The 14,282-nt window shown below is 38.3% G+C and carries 15 protein-coding genes; 5 read left to right on the top strand and 10 right to left on the bottom strand.

Annotation, left to right across the window (positions count from 1 at the left end):
- Positions 1-2: 2 nt before the first annotated feature.
- From hemE to hemA, 4 genes are read right to left on the bottom strand one after another with little or no spacing between them, the layout of a single operon-like run.
- Positions 3-1,028: a uroporphyrinogen decarboxylase gene (gene hemE / locus KIM67_RS01855; RefSeq protein ID WP_213829675.1), complete on the bottom strand. Its 1,026-nt coding sequence runs from the start codon at positions 1,026-1,028 to the stop codon at positions 3-5.
- Positions 1,021-1,686 (bottom strand): uroporphyrinogen-III synthase, encoded by a 666-nt coding sequence (locus KIM67_RS01850; protein ID WP_213829674.1) that lies wholly within the window; start codon positions 1,684-1,686, stop codon positions 1,021-1,023. The genes hemE and KIM67_RS01850 overlap by 8 nt, the downstream gene beginning before the upstream one ends.
- Positions 1,664-2,590 (bottom strand): hydroxymethylbilane synthase, encoded by a 927-nt coding sequence (gene hemC, locus KIM67_RS01845; protein ID WP_213829673.1) that lies wholly within the window; start codon positions 2,588-2,590, stop codon positions 1,664-1,666. Before hemC ends, KIM67_RS01850 begins: the two co-directional genes overlap by 23 nt.
- The gene (gene hemA / locus KIM67_RS01840) at positions 2,587-3,843 is read right to left on the bottom strand and encodes a glutamyl-tRNA reductase (RefSeq protein ID WP_213829672.1); all 1,257 of its coding nucleotides are present in this window, start codon (positions 3,841-3,843) and stop codon (positions 2,587-2,589) included. The genes hemC and hemA overlap by 4 nt, the downstream gene beginning before the upstream one ends.
- A gap of 208 nt (positions 3,844-4,051) precedes the next feature.
- Between hemA and KIM67_RS01835 the strand changes: the two genes are divergently transcribed.
- Both KIM67_RS01835 and KIM67_RS01830 read left to right on the top strand, forming a co-directional pair.
- A complete protein-coding gene (locus tag KIM67_RS01835) occupies positions 4,052-4,930 on the top strand; it encodes an AraC family transcriptional regulator (protein WP_213829671.1) in 879 nt (292 codons plus the stop codon).
- Between the two features lie 10 nt (positions 4,931-4,940).
- Entirely contained in the window at positions 4,941-5,696 is a 756-nt protein-coding gene (locus KIM67_RS01830) for a ThuA domain-containing protein (protein ID WP_213829670.1), read from the top strand.
- On the opposite strand, the gene KIM67_RS01825 is transcribed toward KIM67_RS01830, so the two are convergent.
- Positions 5,682-6,530 (bottom strand): N-acetylmuramoyl-L-alanine amidase-like domain-containing protein, encoded by an 849-nt coding sequence (locus tag KIM67_RS01825; RefSeq protein WP_213829669.1) that lies wholly within the window; start codon positions 6,528-6,530, stop codon positions 5,682-5,684. The two genes, KIM67_RS01830 and KIM67_RS01825, sit on opposite strands and share 15 nt — an antisense overlap.
- 122 nt (positions 6,531-6,652) lie before the next feature.
- Between KIM67_RS01825 and hemH the strand changes: the two genes are divergently transcribed.
- Both hemH and KIM67_RS01815 read left to right on the top strand, forming a co-directional pair.
- Positions 6,653-7,684: a ferrochelatase gene (hemH, locus tag KIM67_RS01820; protein WP_213829668.1), complete on the top strand. Its 1,032-nt coding sequence runs from the start codon at positions 6,653-6,655 to the stop codon at positions 7,682-7,684.
- A gap of 84 nt (positions 7,685-7,768) precedes the next feature.
- A complete protein-coding gene (locus tag KIM67_RS01815) occupies positions 7,769-9,148 on the top strand; it encodes an MATE family efflux transporter (RefSeq protein ID WP_213829667.1) in 1,380 nt (459 codons plus the stop codon).
- Between the two features lie 17 nt (positions 9,149-9,165).
- Here the strand turns inward: KIM67_RS01815 and KIM67_RS01810 are convergent, their stop codons facing one another.
- From KIM67_RS01810 to KIM67_RS18745, 4 genes are all read right to left on the bottom strand, one after another.
- Positions 9,166-9,588: a nuclear transport factor 2 family protein gene (locus KIM67_RS01810; RefSeq protein WP_213829666.1), complete on the bottom strand. Its 423-nt coding sequence runs from the start codon at positions 9,586-9,588 to the stop codon at positions 9,166-9,168.
- An 11-nt stretch (positions 9,589-9,599) separates the two neighbouring features.
- Positions 9,600-10,142: an NUDIX hydrolase gene (locus tag KIM67_RS01805; protein WP_213829665.1), complete on the bottom strand. Its 543-nt coding sequence runs from the start codon at positions 10,140-10,142 to the stop codon at positions 9,600-9,602.
- Positions 10,143-11,321, bottom strand: coding sequence for a PQQ-dependent sugar dehydrogenase (locus tag KIM67_RS01800; protein WP_213829664.1), 1,179 nt, complete (start codon positions 11,319-11,321; stop codon positions 10,143-10,145). It abuts the gene before it with no gap.
- Positions 11,322-11,558: 237 nt separating this feature from the next.
- Positions 11,559-12,569, bottom strand: a complete 1,011-nt coding sequence (locus KIM67_RS18745) for a helix-turn-helix domain-containing protein (protein WP_213829663.1) — start codon at positions 12,567-12,569, stop codon at positions 11,559-11,561.
- Between the two features lie 90 nt (positions 12,570-12,659).
- Here KIM67_RS18745 and KIM67_RS01790 point away from each other — a divergent pair, with 90 nt between their 5' ends.
- A complete protein-coding gene (locus KIM67_RS01790; protein WP_213829662.1) occupies positions 12,660-13,757 on the top strand; it encodes a lactonase family protein in 1,098 nt (365 codons plus the stop codon).
- Positions 13,758-13,771: 14 nt separating this feature from the next.
- Here the strand turns inward: KIM67_RS01790 and KIM67_RS01785 are convergent, their stop codons facing one another.
- Positions 13,772-14,278 carry a hypothetical protein gene (locus KIM67_RS01785; RefSeq protein ID WP_213829661.1) on the bottom strand — a complete coding sequence of 169 codons (507 nt, stop codon included), beginning with the start codon at positions 14,276-14,278 and terminating at the stop codon, positions 13,772-13,774.
- Between the last annotated feature and the right edge of the window lie 4 nt (positions 14,279-14,282).

The raw sequence follows: 14,282 nt of genomic DNA, 5'->3' as shown, positions 1-14,282 counted from the left end.
AACTATTCGGTATACTCTTTTACGGCATCAATAAAAGCTCTTGCATTTTCTACTGGAATATGAGGAAGGATACCGTGCCCCAAGTTGACCACATATTTGTCTTTACCGAATTCATGAATCATTTGAGTGACCATTTTTTTGATGGTCTCTGGCGGAGAAAGTAACCGTGCAGGATCAAAATTCCCTTGTAATGTAATATTTCCTCCTGTTAGATATCTGGCATTTTGTGCAGAACAGGTCCAATCCACTCCCAGTGCCGAAGCTCCAGATTGTGCCATTTCTTTTAGAGCGAACCAACATCCTTTTCCAAAAACGATAACAGGCGCATCATCCTTCAAGGCATCTACAATTTGCTGAATGTATTGAAATGAAAATTCTTGATAATCCACGGGAGACAACATTCCTCCCCAAGAATCAAAAACTTGAACGGCATTTACACCTGCTCTTACCTTCGCCTTTAAATAGGCAATGGTGGTATCTGTAATTTTTTGAAGTAGTTGATGAGCAGCTTCCGGTTGGGTGAAACAAAATCCGCGCGCTTTATCAAAGCTTTTACTTCCCTGTCCTTCGACACAGTAGCAAAGAATAGTCCACGGTGACCCTGCAAAACCAATTAAAGGAATTTCATCTTCCAATTTTTCTTTGGTCATTGTGATTGCATCAAGTACATAGCCCAGGGATTCTTTAATGTTTGGAATGATGACCCTATCCAAATCACTTTGAGACCTAATGGGTTTTGGTAGATAAGGACCAAAGTTAGGTTTCATCTCCACCTCAATATCCATAGCTTGTGGTATGACCAAGATGTCACTGAACAATATGGCGGCATCCATTCCATAACGTCTAATGGGTTGCACCGTTATTTCAGAAGCCAGTTCTGGAGTTTGGCATCGTGTAAAGAAATCGTATTTCTCCTTTAGCTCCATAAATTCTGGAAGGTAACGCCCAGCTTGTCGCATCATCCATACCGGAGGTCTGTCTACCGTTTCACCTTTTAATGCTCTTAGGAACAGGTCGTTTTTAATCATTTTTTTTAAAGTGTTTTATAGCTTGGACCAACACATTCTCCACGGTTGGTCTATTAGCGATTATAATTTGATCTGTGTGTTTTTTTACTTCATTGGCTGTAGTATTGCCAATGCAGAAAGCCAAACTTTTTGAAATTGGATTTTCTTGCATATAACTTTTTATACCGCTCGGACTAAAAAAAAGAATGCCATCAAAAATGCGATTGAATTTTCTAGGAATCAAATGAGTATTATAAGCTATAATTTCAGTACACCGTATCTTATTTCTTGATAAAAGTTTTGGTAATTCCTCTCTTCTCAAGTTTCCACATAAAAACAAAAACTTCTCATTTTCATGATTTTTGATAATAAAATCACCTAAATCTGTGGCATTTTCTTCAGTTTTAATAACTTTCATGCCATTCTCTTCCAAAAGCATCCTTGTTTTTTCACCGACACAAAAAGCATTGCACTTGTCTATATTTAGGTGTTTTGAATGATTTAAAAATGCTTTTACGGCATTCTTGCTGGTGAAAATATAATTTTGATAATCATCAGGAATAGTGATGTCTAAAAAATCAATATGAAGTGCATCATATGCCACCAAACCTATTCCTGAGTTAAGAAATAATTCCTTTTGCGAAGGGGAGAGTATTTTAGTGGAGAGCACTGTTTTCATTTCGTATTGCGTCCATAAGTTTATCTCCACCCATATTCAAGACCTCTTTGGCGCAAGCTTGCCCAAACCCTAATGAATTTTTTACTTCAGTCTCTTTTTGGATTTCAATTTTTTGTTTGCCATCCAAAGAAAAAATGACTCCCTCAAAATGAACCGATTTGTCCTTTATTTGTGCCAACGCCCCTATCGGTGCAGTACAACCACCTTCTAGCGTTCTTAAAAACTCACGTTCAATTGTGGTCGTAATCTCAGAATCTTTATGATTAAGCTTTTTTGATGCGTCCTTAGAAAATTCATCGTTTTCTAGTGCCACGACAAGCATTGCGCCTTGAGCCGGTGCAGGAATCATCCAATCTAGTTCCACAGCATCTTTGGGCAATAATTTGATGCGTTCCAATCCTGCTTGGGCAAAAATGGCACCATTCCAATCGTTTTCAATTAACTTTAAAAGTCTGGAATTGACGTTACCTCGTAGGTCAACTACATTATGATGAGGGTATCTATTGAGCCATTGTGCTTTTCTTCGCAAGCTCCCCGTGGCAATGATGCTCACGTTTTCCGAAGTTAAAAAATCTGTTCCCTTATGTACTAATACGTCACTAGTCACCGCTCGTTGCAGAACCGCAGTTTGAACAATGCTTTTTGGCAATTGCGTAGGGACATCCTTCATAGAATGTACGGCAATATCAATTTGATCTTTTAATAATGCAACATCCAATGTTTTTGTAAAGATGCCGGTAATTCCTAGTTCATAAAGGGGTTTATCTAGGACTTTGTCACCTGTGGATTTTATTGGAACCAAAGTAGTGTCATATCCTAATGCTTCAAGCTTTTGCTGAACTGTTGTTGCCTGCCACAATGCCAATTCGCTATCGCGGGTTCCAATTCGTATGATTTTGCTCATTTTGAACCTATTTCTAGCTGAAAAACTTTTTGGATGAGTTCCAAACTATCTTCGGTATCAACTTCAGAACTTTTTAAATGGTTGGCAAATTGCTTGGTTATTTTTTGAATGATACGATCAGAAATTATTTCTGCCTGGTCTTCGTTAAAATCAGATAGTTTTTTTGAATGAAAGTCAATTTCTTCTTCTTTCATTATTTTTAGTTTCTCTTTTAGCGCATTGATAACAGGAGCAAATTTTCTCGTCTCCAACCATTTTAAAAACTCTTCCCTTACTTGTTCTATTATACCTTCTGCCTTGGGAACAAATTCTTTTCTTTTATTCAACGTATCGTCTGTAATCTGGGAAAGCTGGTCTAGATGTACCAAGGATACATTTTCAAGTTCCAAGACATCATCGGACACGTTTTTAGGAACAGAAAGATCTAGAATAAGCAATGGTTTTTTTGCGTAAATAAGCGCTTTGGAAATTGTTGGCAGTTGTGCTCCGGTGGCAACTACCAAAATATCCGCTCTTCGTATTTCGCTTTGTAGGTCTCCGTAGTCCTTAACGGTTAAATCAAATTTCCCCGCAACGACCTCAGCTTTTTCCCTGGTTCTATTGATAAGGGTGATTTGAGAATTCTTGGAGTGCTTTACTAAATTTTTACAAGTATTTCTTCCAATTTTTCCGGTACCAAAAAGTAAAATATTCTTTTCTGAAATGTTGGGAACAGTATCAAGAATGTATCTGACGGAGGCAAAAGCTACGGAGGTAGCGCCTGATGATAACTCCGTTTCGTTTTTGATGCGCTTGCTTGCCTGTATTACAGCGTTGCACAAGCGTTCCAGAAACGGATTGGCCATTTCGTGTTTTTTGGAGCGATAAAACCCTTGCTTTATCTGGCTTATGATTTCAAAATCACCAAGAATTTGACTATCTAGACCAGTACCCACCTTGAACATGTGCGAAATGGCATCATGGTTCTTATAAACATAAGCAACTTTCTGAAACTCTTCTACATTACCTTGAGTCTGGTCACATAACATTTTAATAAGCTGGTAGGGATGTTGCGCAAAACCATAAAATTCTGTTCGATTGCAGGTAGAAATTACCAGAAGCCCATCTATCCCTTCTTCTTTTGCCTGAACCATGATTTTGTCAATGGCAGGAACGTCTAGGCTGAATTTCCCCCTTATTTCAGCATCAGCTTTTTTGTAGCTGAGACCGATGGCATAAAATGAGTTATGTTTGGAAATATGGTAATTCCTCATAAAGGATTAAATCGCGATACAAAAATAGGGGTGCTATATTTTAAAAAATAACGCTAGCGGAACTATAAATATCAGGCTTTGTTCAATTATATGTACTTTTATCTTAGATTCTTCTAAAACACTATATTTATTGATGAATTTGAATTATCAAAAACAATTTAGAGTCATTCTAAATAGAATTAGTCACTTCAAAAATTAATATTTAGGAATGGAAAATGTCGCTAAAGGTTCTTATGAGGAAATTTTAATAGAAAATGGATTTTATATTCTTAAAATTCAGAACGATACGGATGAGAATAGGGTAATTGAAAGGGAGATAAACAGTTCGTTCATTCAATTTCATTTTTGCCTAAAAGGACGGTCTCGGTTTTATTTTAACAAAGGACAATATCATTTGGAAGTATCTGAGGAAAACTCATTACTATTATATAATACACAAAAAGACCTACCCCTATATTTAAATGTTTCTCCAAACACATGGTTGTTGTCGGTAGTTATGACCATAAGAAGGTTTCATTCACTTTTTTCGAGCGAAGCAAACTACATTCCTTTTTTAAGTGAGGACAATAAGGAGAAGAAATATTATTCACAAGAAGCGGTCTCCCCGGCAATTGCCGTAGTGTTGAGCCAATTGATGAGCTACAACCTGCATCCATCCATAAAAGAACTGTATGTAAAGGGAAAAGCATACGAACTAATTTCCTTGTATTTCAACAAGACCCAGAATGCGGACTTGGAACAATGCCCTTTCTTGGCCGATGAAGAAAATGTAAGGCGTTTAAAAATGGCAAAAGAAATCATAATTTCGAGAATGTCCGAGCCTCCCACATTAGCTGAGCTTTCCAAGGAAATTGGGCTTAGTCTAAAGAAATTGAAAGAAGGGTTTAAACAAATCTATGGTGACTCCGTCTATGGTTTTCTGTTTGATTACAAAATGGAGTATGCCAGAAAAATGCTGGAGACCGGAAGCCATAACGTTAACGAAGTTGGGTTGCGTGTGGGTTACAGTACAGCAAGCCACTTTATAGCATCTTTCAAAAAGAAGTACGGTACCACGCCAAAAAAATATTTAACTTCAAATGTTTAAAGAATATAAGATGAAGTTTTATAGTTTCCTTTTTTTGGTTGTTTTTTTTCTAGGATGCACAAATGCCCAAGATAAACCTGAGGCCGAAGATGTGCCCAAAGCTCCCGAATTGGTACTGGTCTTTAGCAAAACAACAGGATATCGCCATAAATCTATAGAAAAAGGTGTAAAAACCTTAAAAGAGTTGGGAAGACAAAACGGGTTCATTGTATTACAGACCGAAACAAGCGCTGATTTTAATCCTCAAAATTTAAAAAATTATAAACTGGTCGTTTTCCTTAGTACGACTTCTGAAGTTTTAGCGGACAACGAACAAACGGCATTTGAAAACTATATAAAGAACGGAGGAAGTTTTTTAGGGATACACGCTGCCACCGATACCGAATATAACTGGCCTTGGTATGGAAAACTAGTAGGAGGCTATTTTAATGGTCACCCGAACGATCCAAATATTCGTGATGCTAAAATAGACGTTGTAAATAAGGAACATCCATCTACGGCACACTTAAAAGATACATGGCAACGAAGTGATGAATGGTACAATTACAAAAATTTAAACCCTAATATTTCCGTTTTGCTCAACTTGGATGAAACCAGTTATGAAGGTGGAACCAATGGTGAAAACCACCCTATAGCTTGGTACCATGAATTTGATGGTGGCCGCTCGTTTTATACTGGCGGTGGTCATACCGAAGCTTCTTTTGATGAACCTGATTTTAAAAAGCACTTGCTCGGGGCAATTATATGGTGTTTAGGAAGGGATTAAAACAGGTCTTGCCACTATAATTCCAATATTGTTTTTTATTTTTTTGAGATAGTCGACCAAGGGTTCTTCAGTAATCATTACCGACCCAGAACTCGAAGCATGCAGTAAGTGAATTCTACCGTTTGGTTGGCGAATAGCGATTCCAGTATGGGTTACATCCAACCCTTTTATAGAAGTTGCCAGTGCAATGATATCACCAGATTGAATAAGGCTTTCGTTTTGTTTAATTTGATGTTGTGGAAGAATACATAGATTCTCCTCGGCTATCATTTTCTCAACTTCTAAAATTGCATTGTAGTTGTCATCTTGCTTTAAAAATGGATACAACTTTCTGTGCGTACCCATAAAGTTAATTGCCTTTTTAGTCTCGACACCTCCCAATTTGGAAGTAATGTCCATGACCAAACCTTTTTGTTCATTGTTTCTAATCCATTCTGTAAAATAATGTAAACGAGAAGGATAGCCATTTAACTCTCCATTCCTGTACCGAATAGTTTGAAGATTTTTGGTAAAATCCGTAAACTCATATTGTTGGTTTTTGTGTAGCAAACCAAAAGCCACAACATTTTCGACAAAAGTCGTACAATCCAAACCCCTTAGATTCACTACAAGGGTCTCGGTTTCGCCAACTTCCAGTGTTTTCTCAACATAAGGTATTCCCAAAAATGTTTTTCCTATGGAAACAATTGTATTTCCTGTAGCCTCTTCTTCAATTTTTTGAATGTCTTTCAACTTGGAGTAAAATAACGTAGAATCTTTAGAAGTGCAGGTAATCTGTGCCTGCGCAACAAATCCGAAAATCAAAAGGAGATAAAATAAAACCGTACGAAACATAGCCTATTTTGGGTTCATCAAACTAAATTAGGATTATCTATGGAATAATAGAGAAACAAATTGACAGAATCAAATATTAAATCAACCTCAAATAGTATTTTTACTGCTCTTAACGAATTGCTATGAAAGGAGTATTGTTGGTTAATTTGGGCTCACCGGATAGCCCTACCGCAAAAGATGTAAAACCATATCTGGATGAATTTCTGATGGACGAACGGGTAATTGATGTTCCAAAATTGTTGCGGAATCTTTTGGTACGAGGAATTATTCTTCAGACCCGTCCCAAAAAATCCGCGGAGGCATATGCCAAAATCTGGTGGGAGGAAGGTTCTCCGCTAATTGTTATTTCGGAACGATTTATGGAAAAAGTTCAGGAGCAAACAGATATGCCCGTTGCTCTAGGGATGCGTTACGGTAGCATGACCATTAAAAATGCACTTCAAGAATTAAAAGACAAGGGAGTGGATGAGGTTTTATTAGTGCCATTATATCCACATTATGCCATGTCTTCCTATGAGACCGTTGTGGTAAAAGTGATGGAAGTACAACAAGAATATTTTCCAGAAGTCCATTTGACCACCTTGCCTGCATTTTATAGTAGTCCAGAGTATATTAAAGTACTATCGGAAAGTATTGCAGATGGTCTGAAGGATTTTGAATATGACCATATTCTCTTCTCGTACCATGGTATTCCAGAACGACATATTAGAAAATCGGACCCGACCAAATTCCATTGTAAGATTGATGGTAACTGCTGTAAAATCAATTCGGTAGCACACCACACCTGTTATAGGCATCAGTGTTACGATACTACAGAATTGGTAAAAGCATATCTTGACCTTCCCGAAGATAAAGTGAGTTCTTCATTTCAGTCGCGATTGGCTGGTGACCCATGGTTGAAACCATATACCGATAACGAATTTGAGCGTTTGGCGAAAGAAGGAAAAAAGCGACTTGCTGTGATTACACCTGCCTTTGTAAGCGATTGCTTGGAAACTTTGGAAGAAATTGCCATGGAAGGCAAAGAACAGTTTGAAGAGGCAGGTGGTGAACACTACAAGCATATTCCGTGTTTGAACGATAGTGATGCTTGGGTTGCTTTAATGGCCAAATGGGTCAATGAATGGAAATCCAAGGAAATTCTGCCCGTTTGATTAATTTCAGGTCGAGCGTAGTCAAGACCTAAATCACAATTGTTGTCCATATCCAAACTGCGTTCGATATGACAGCCCATTAGTATGGCAAAGGTTTCATCAGATCAACTGGGCGAAGAACCTATTGGCAAGTTGCTGATCAAACAAGCCGTACCTGCTTCCATAGGCATACTGGTCATGTCTCTGAACATTCTGGTGGACTCCATTTTTGTAGGAAATTGGATTGGTTCCATTGCCATAGCCGCCATCAACGTGGTGCTCCCCGTTTCTTTTTTTATTGCGGCTTTGGGAATGGCCATCGGTATCGGTGGGTCGAGTATCATTTCTAGAGCACTTGGTGCGGAAAACAAGGAAAAGGCATTAAAAACGTTTGGTAATCAAATCACCCTTACCCTTTTGGTGACCATAAGCATGGTTGCCTTGGGGCTCTATTTTGTAGATGACCTTATCCCCGCCTTTGGTGGTAAAGGAACCATCTTTGACCCTGCGAAGATTTATTATACCATCATTTTATATGGAGTGCCGTTTCTTGCACTGTGTATGATGGGCAATACGGTAATTCGAGCGGAGGGCAAACCAAAGTTCGCTATGGTAGCCATGATCATTCCTTCCGTTGGCAACTTACTCATGGATTATGTCTTCATTTATATTTTTGATTGGGGCATGCACGGAGCGGCCTGGGCAACGACTGCAGGGTATTTGATGTGTTTTGCTTATATCTTCTATTTTTTTACGTCTAAAAATTCAGAATTGAAGATAAGTCTCGACCATTTTGGATTGGACATACCCATTTTGAAGGAAATTGGGTCGCTTGGTTTTGTAACCTTGGCACGACAAGCGGTAACTAGTATCACCTATCTTTTAATGAACAACATTCTATTCAATTTGGGAGGGGAGGCCATGGTTGCTGTATATGCCATTATCGGTAGAATGTTGATGTTCGCATTATTTCCGGTTTTTGGCGTTACCCAAGGATTTTTGCCTATTGCAGGATTCAACTATGGCGCATTGAAGTACTACCGTGTAAAGGAATCCATCTATACCGCAATCAAGTATGCTGCCTTGGTAGCTACGTTAGTGTTTGTTGGACTGATGCTTTTCCCAGAAGCCATCACATCACTTTTTTTGAGCAATAAGGAGAATCTACCGTCCGAAGAATTACTAACGAATGCTTTCGTTTTGGAACATGCACCTAACGCCATGCGATGGGTCTTTGCAGCGACACCTATCATTGCATTGCAGTTGATAGGGGCAGCGTATTTTCAAGCAGTGGGAAAAGCCACCCCAGCGTTGCTTCTGACCTTGACCCGACAAGGCTTCTTTTTTATTCCGCTTATTCTGATTTTACCCAGTTATTTGGGGGAACTTGGCGTTTGGCTTTCCTTCCCAATAGCCGACGTACTTGCAACTATCGTTACCGGCATTTACTTGGTTAGGGAAGTGAAAACTAAGCTGAAGACATGAAATTGAAATAGTTTTTTCTATTCAATTTGAGTAGCTGCTTTGCTGATGATTTTCCATTCCCCTTCAAGTTTTTTCAATAAGAATATATCGATGAACTTTAGGTTTCTTTTCGGAATTAGGATTTCCGCTTTGGCACAAGCAATGTTGTTGGCATAGTCTACCATCAAAATTTTTCCGACCCTTCCATTGAATTTTCCTTTTTCCCTGTTTTTGAAGAGGTCGCTGTATTCTTTGGGGGACAATACCCATAATTCTTGGTCTTTTTTGGATAAAAAGAGATCCGCTTCTTCATAAAAGGCAGCTTCAATCAATTCTTGATTATTGTAAGACGAGCCATCAAGATATTTTTGTAGGGTTGCTTTAATGCTGTCCTCTTCGGTTTGAGCCATTAAAGAGGCAGCAAAGAATACGAACGGTACTAAGAACAGAATTTTTTTCATGAGTTGTTTTGTTATCTTAAGGAATAAAAATCTTCGGTGATTTTAAATTTTATTTCTTCATTTTCTTTATAGAGAAAGAATGCACCGCCCCATAGTGTTGACACATCTTCAATGATTTTGGTTGCCATTAGGCTATACACATCTTGACTTTTTAATTTTAAAAACGCTTCCTTTGGCATCCACTTTATAGCTTCCCATTCTTCTTTGACCTTAAGCTCTCCCGATTTGTATTTTGCCATATAGAACATTCTAAGAGCAGCCGTAGATTTAAAGCCGTACTTAAATGAAAAAACACCTGCCAATTTGGGTTTGGATATTTCTAAGCCAATATCTTTGGCTAAAAGCAATAGGGATTCATTATACGTTTCTGACTTGTTAAACCGAAGTGGTGGTACATTCCATGTTCCATTGTATTTTACCATGGCAATTTCACCTTTATCATTGCAGACCAAAAGCCTTTTTATGGTGTAGTTGTCCACTGGTTTTTCGATTTCTTGTGCCGATACGCTTACAATAGATAGGCATAAAACAAAAACAAGTATTCTATTTCTCATTTATTCAACAGTTAAATTATTGGGTTTAGGTAGTATTCGTAATAGTTTTCCATTATCCTCATCAGTGAGCATATAGAGCTTGCCCTCTGGACTTTGCATTACCTTTCTTGAACGAACACGGTCGTCGATAAAGAGCTCTTCAGCACTTTTTATGGTATCGTTTTCAATTCGGAATCGCCATAAACTTCCGCGTGAAAGTCCGGGAACAATCAGATTATCTTTCCATTCTAGAAACTCATCCCCAGTATAAAAAGTAAGTCCTGTTGGAGCCACGGTATGTGGCCAAAACCAAACCGGAGTTGTGAAGGTCGCACCTTCAATTTTTGGAGGTGTATAATCCTTACTCCTGAGTTTTCCAGAGGTCACATTGGGCCAACCATAATTGGCACCGGCCTTTAGGATGTTGATTTCATCGCCCTGAATTGTACCGTGCTCACTGAACCATATCTTGCCTGTCTCTGGTTGAACGGTTATTCCCTGTGCAGCTCGGATTCCAATGGCATACAATCCGGGAAGTGCCGTTTCGCCAAAATCCGGATTGTCTTCAGGAATGCTTCCATCAGGGTTTATTCTGTATATTTTTCCTCTTTTATCCGTAATATCTTGTGCTATGGGAATTTCAGGTTCATCACGTTCCCAAAAAAGTCGTTCGCCTATGGTCACGTAGAGTTTTCCGTCGGCTCCAAAGGTCATTCCACCACCATAATGAAAATACTCCCTGGTATACGGAGCGGCTTCGATTAGGATTTGATGATTGATTAAAGAATCATTGTTTATCTGAGCCCGAATGACCTTCGTAGTCGTTCCTAATCCTTTTTTGGCAGCGTACGAAACATAGACCCATGGGTCATTTTTAAAATCCGGGTCGACCAAAACTTCAAAAATCCCTGAATTATCACCAAAATGAATAGTGCGAATACTATCGGTTAAATCGGTCGGAAACCCTTTGATGATTTTCTTCTCCTTGGACTCAAGATTAACCCGTAGCAGGTTCCCATCTTTCTCAGAAATAAGGGCTTCATCTTCAGAAATAAAGGCAATGCTCCAAGGATGGTTGAGATTGTCCAAGACCACTTGTTTCATTGGAACAGTGGGATGGTGGTTTTTATCCGTAATGATTTTTTCCTTGCAACCGATTATCCCTAAAGTCAATACTGCAATTAAGATATATGCTTTCACTGCGTCGTTGTAATGTTGAAGCAAAGATGTCCAAGCACTGATTAAAATGCTTTAAAAATCATGATTCTTAAAACGAAAATCAGATTGTCTCTAATCTTTTCTAAAAGAAGCGTCACCCTGAATTTATTTCAGGGTCCCATCAAAACATGAGTTTTCAAACTTTTGTGATGCTGAAACGAGTTCAGCATGACGATAGGACTAAAATTATGAGAACAAGAGGCTGAGGGAAAAAATGTATCACGTACTAAATCGACTTCTATATTCAGAGGGGGTCAGTTGGGTTATGGCCTTGAACGCCAAATTAAAAGAGGTGACGTTGCCAAATCCACAGTCATACGCTATTGTTGCTATTTTTTGTTGGATGGAATTTGGTTCTGACAACAATTGCTTAGCTTTTTCTATTCGATACTGGTTAACGAATTCAGAAAAGTTCTTTTGCTCATTCTCATTGATAGCCTGAGATAATTTTCTTGGGGGGGTGTTCAATTTTTCTGCAATGATTTCCAAGGAAATGGTTCTGTGTAAATACATCTCTTCTTGTGCAAAGAGGTTTTTTAAGGAAGAAACCAATTTTCTAGATGTTTCGCTATCTAAAGTTGATTTGGTATATTTTCCCAATTGAAAGGCATGCTTCTGTAAAAAGAGAAAGGAAAAAATATAAATCAAAAATGAAAAAAAAATAGCTCCACCGATATACCAAGAGAATAGTCCGGAAAGATGCCCCATATAAAAACCCCAAATGATACTTATACCCAGTATTAAGTTTCTATACCATTTGCTAAGTTGACTACGTATTTCCTTTCCATTTTTATACATTATGTACACGGACAAACCAATGTATACTAAAAGATGTAAAAATATGGCGATGTAAATTCCATAGGACAATGCGTCGCCTCGATTAGGGATTAAAGCACATAGCAACATAAAAGTACCGAAGGGTATAAGATGAAGGTAATTTCTTTGTGAAAACATCTTTGATTTATCAAAAAGCACCTTACCGTAGAACCATAAAGAGGGACCAGTTAAAAGTATTCCGGACAGGCCTAAATTCCGTTGCCATGGCTCAAGGTGAAAATAAGTGTTGAGAACTGATTTCCCTATCCGAATGGTGACCCCAAGAATTATAAAGGCCAAAAATACGTTCGCTTTTCGTCTGCCTTTTTTTAGCGTAATAAGATAAATGAACAGGAAGAGTGCTTGGACAAGCCCTAAACAACTTAAAACTAAAATAATGGTATCCTTATTCACGCACTAAAATTACTGATTGATTGGTTTAATTGTCGATAATGATGTCACAAAAAGAACGATTTCTTATTTTCGTCTTAAACCATCACTATTTTGAAAAAACAGTTAGTCTTATTCCTATTGGCAATAGTTGCCTTAAGCTGTAAAGAAAAAGAAGCACCCATGAAAGCATACAATCTGTTTGTTGGCACCTATACCGGTGGAGAGAGTAAAGGTATTTATCGTTTCACCTTTAATTCCAACTCTGGGGAACTTGAACAAAAAACTTTGACTGCAGTATTGCCGAATCCTTCATTTTTGACAATATCGAATGATAAAAATAATCTGTATGCCGTTCAGGAAACTGCGGATTTTGATAGTTTGGGTGGTGGGATTACTGCTTTTAGATTAAAAGAGGGGCTTTTGGAGCTTCAAAATAGTATGGGTACTGGAGGAGCGCACCCTTGTCATGTTACATTATCTGGAGATGGCCAATTGGCAGTGTCGAATTATACCGGGGGTAACCTATCAATTTTTGAATTGGAAGATGATGGAGCATTAAAATCAAACCCGCATCTTATTGACCATAAGGTTTTGGATACCGTAAAGGCAGCACATGTGCATAAAGCCCATTTTAGTAAAGACGGGCTATTTGCATCTGATTTAGGATTGGACGCTTTGAAAAGGTACAGTAAGCAAGATGGAAATTGGAAACCAGCGCATCAATCTTCATTGGATCTGCCTGATGGGGCAGGGCCAAGGCACTTCGTTTTTGATACCACCAGAAATTATTTGTATGTCATCAATGAATTGAATTCTAGTGTTTCCGTTTTCAAAAGAGATAACGAAGGCAGTTTCAATAAAATCCAGATCGAAAGTACTTTGGATTTAGCTTATGAAGGAAAAAATTCGTGTGCCGATATTCATTTGTCTCCAGATGGAAGATTTCTATATGGGTCAAATAGGGGTGAAAATACCATTGTAATTTTTGAAGTGGATTCAAAAACTGGAAAACTCGGTTTGGTAGGCCGTGAATCGGTTCATGGGGACTGGCCCCGGAATTTTGCAATTGACCCTTCTGGGAGCTTTCTGTTGGTGGCCAATCAAAGAAGTAATAACATTGCTGTTTTCCAGAGAGATAACGAAAAGGGAATACTCACATACCTTAACGATACTTCTATTCCTTCACCTGTTTGCTTGGAGTTTTTATAATAACTCTTGGTCTTTTAATCCTTGCTAAACAAAGGAACCGAAGTTTTGTTTGAATCACCTTTGGTGAACCATGTCATAATATGCTTTTGAGGCCATCTTCTGATAAGGGTGTCCGCTTTTTTATCATACCAGACCGCATCAAAGTTACTTTTGGTAGATAACACCACACGCCACTCTTGTTGTAATTTAGTAGCATCCTTGTAGCTGACATTTAAGCTGTCCCAGTCAATGTGTGACAATACCTGAGGGTCTAAATGTGCCATTACTTCTTTTTCATTAAGAATTGCCAGCCAAATAGGAACAGAAAGATGTTCAATGGATAGCGTTTCTCGTTTACCGCCCCATCCAATTTTTAGGTCTTGACCATTTCTTACGGCATTTATCAACTCTTGTTTGGATCCTTTCAGAATACTTCCGTCCCTATCTGTTTTTAAAACTACGTGCCAATCATTTGAACGGGACTGTTGTTCTGTACATGAAGAAAGCATGATTAAAAAGAACAAAAGGAAAGCATTTTTCATAATG

The sequence above is a fragment of the Flagellimonas sp. 389 genome, assembly GCF_018449435.1.
Taxonomy (GTDB): Bacteria; Bacteroidota; Bacteroidia; order Flavobacteriales; family Flavobacteriaceae; genus Flagellimonas.
Note: the sequence above shows the minus strand (reverse complement) of the source record. Positions and strands in the feature narration are given on the sequence as shown.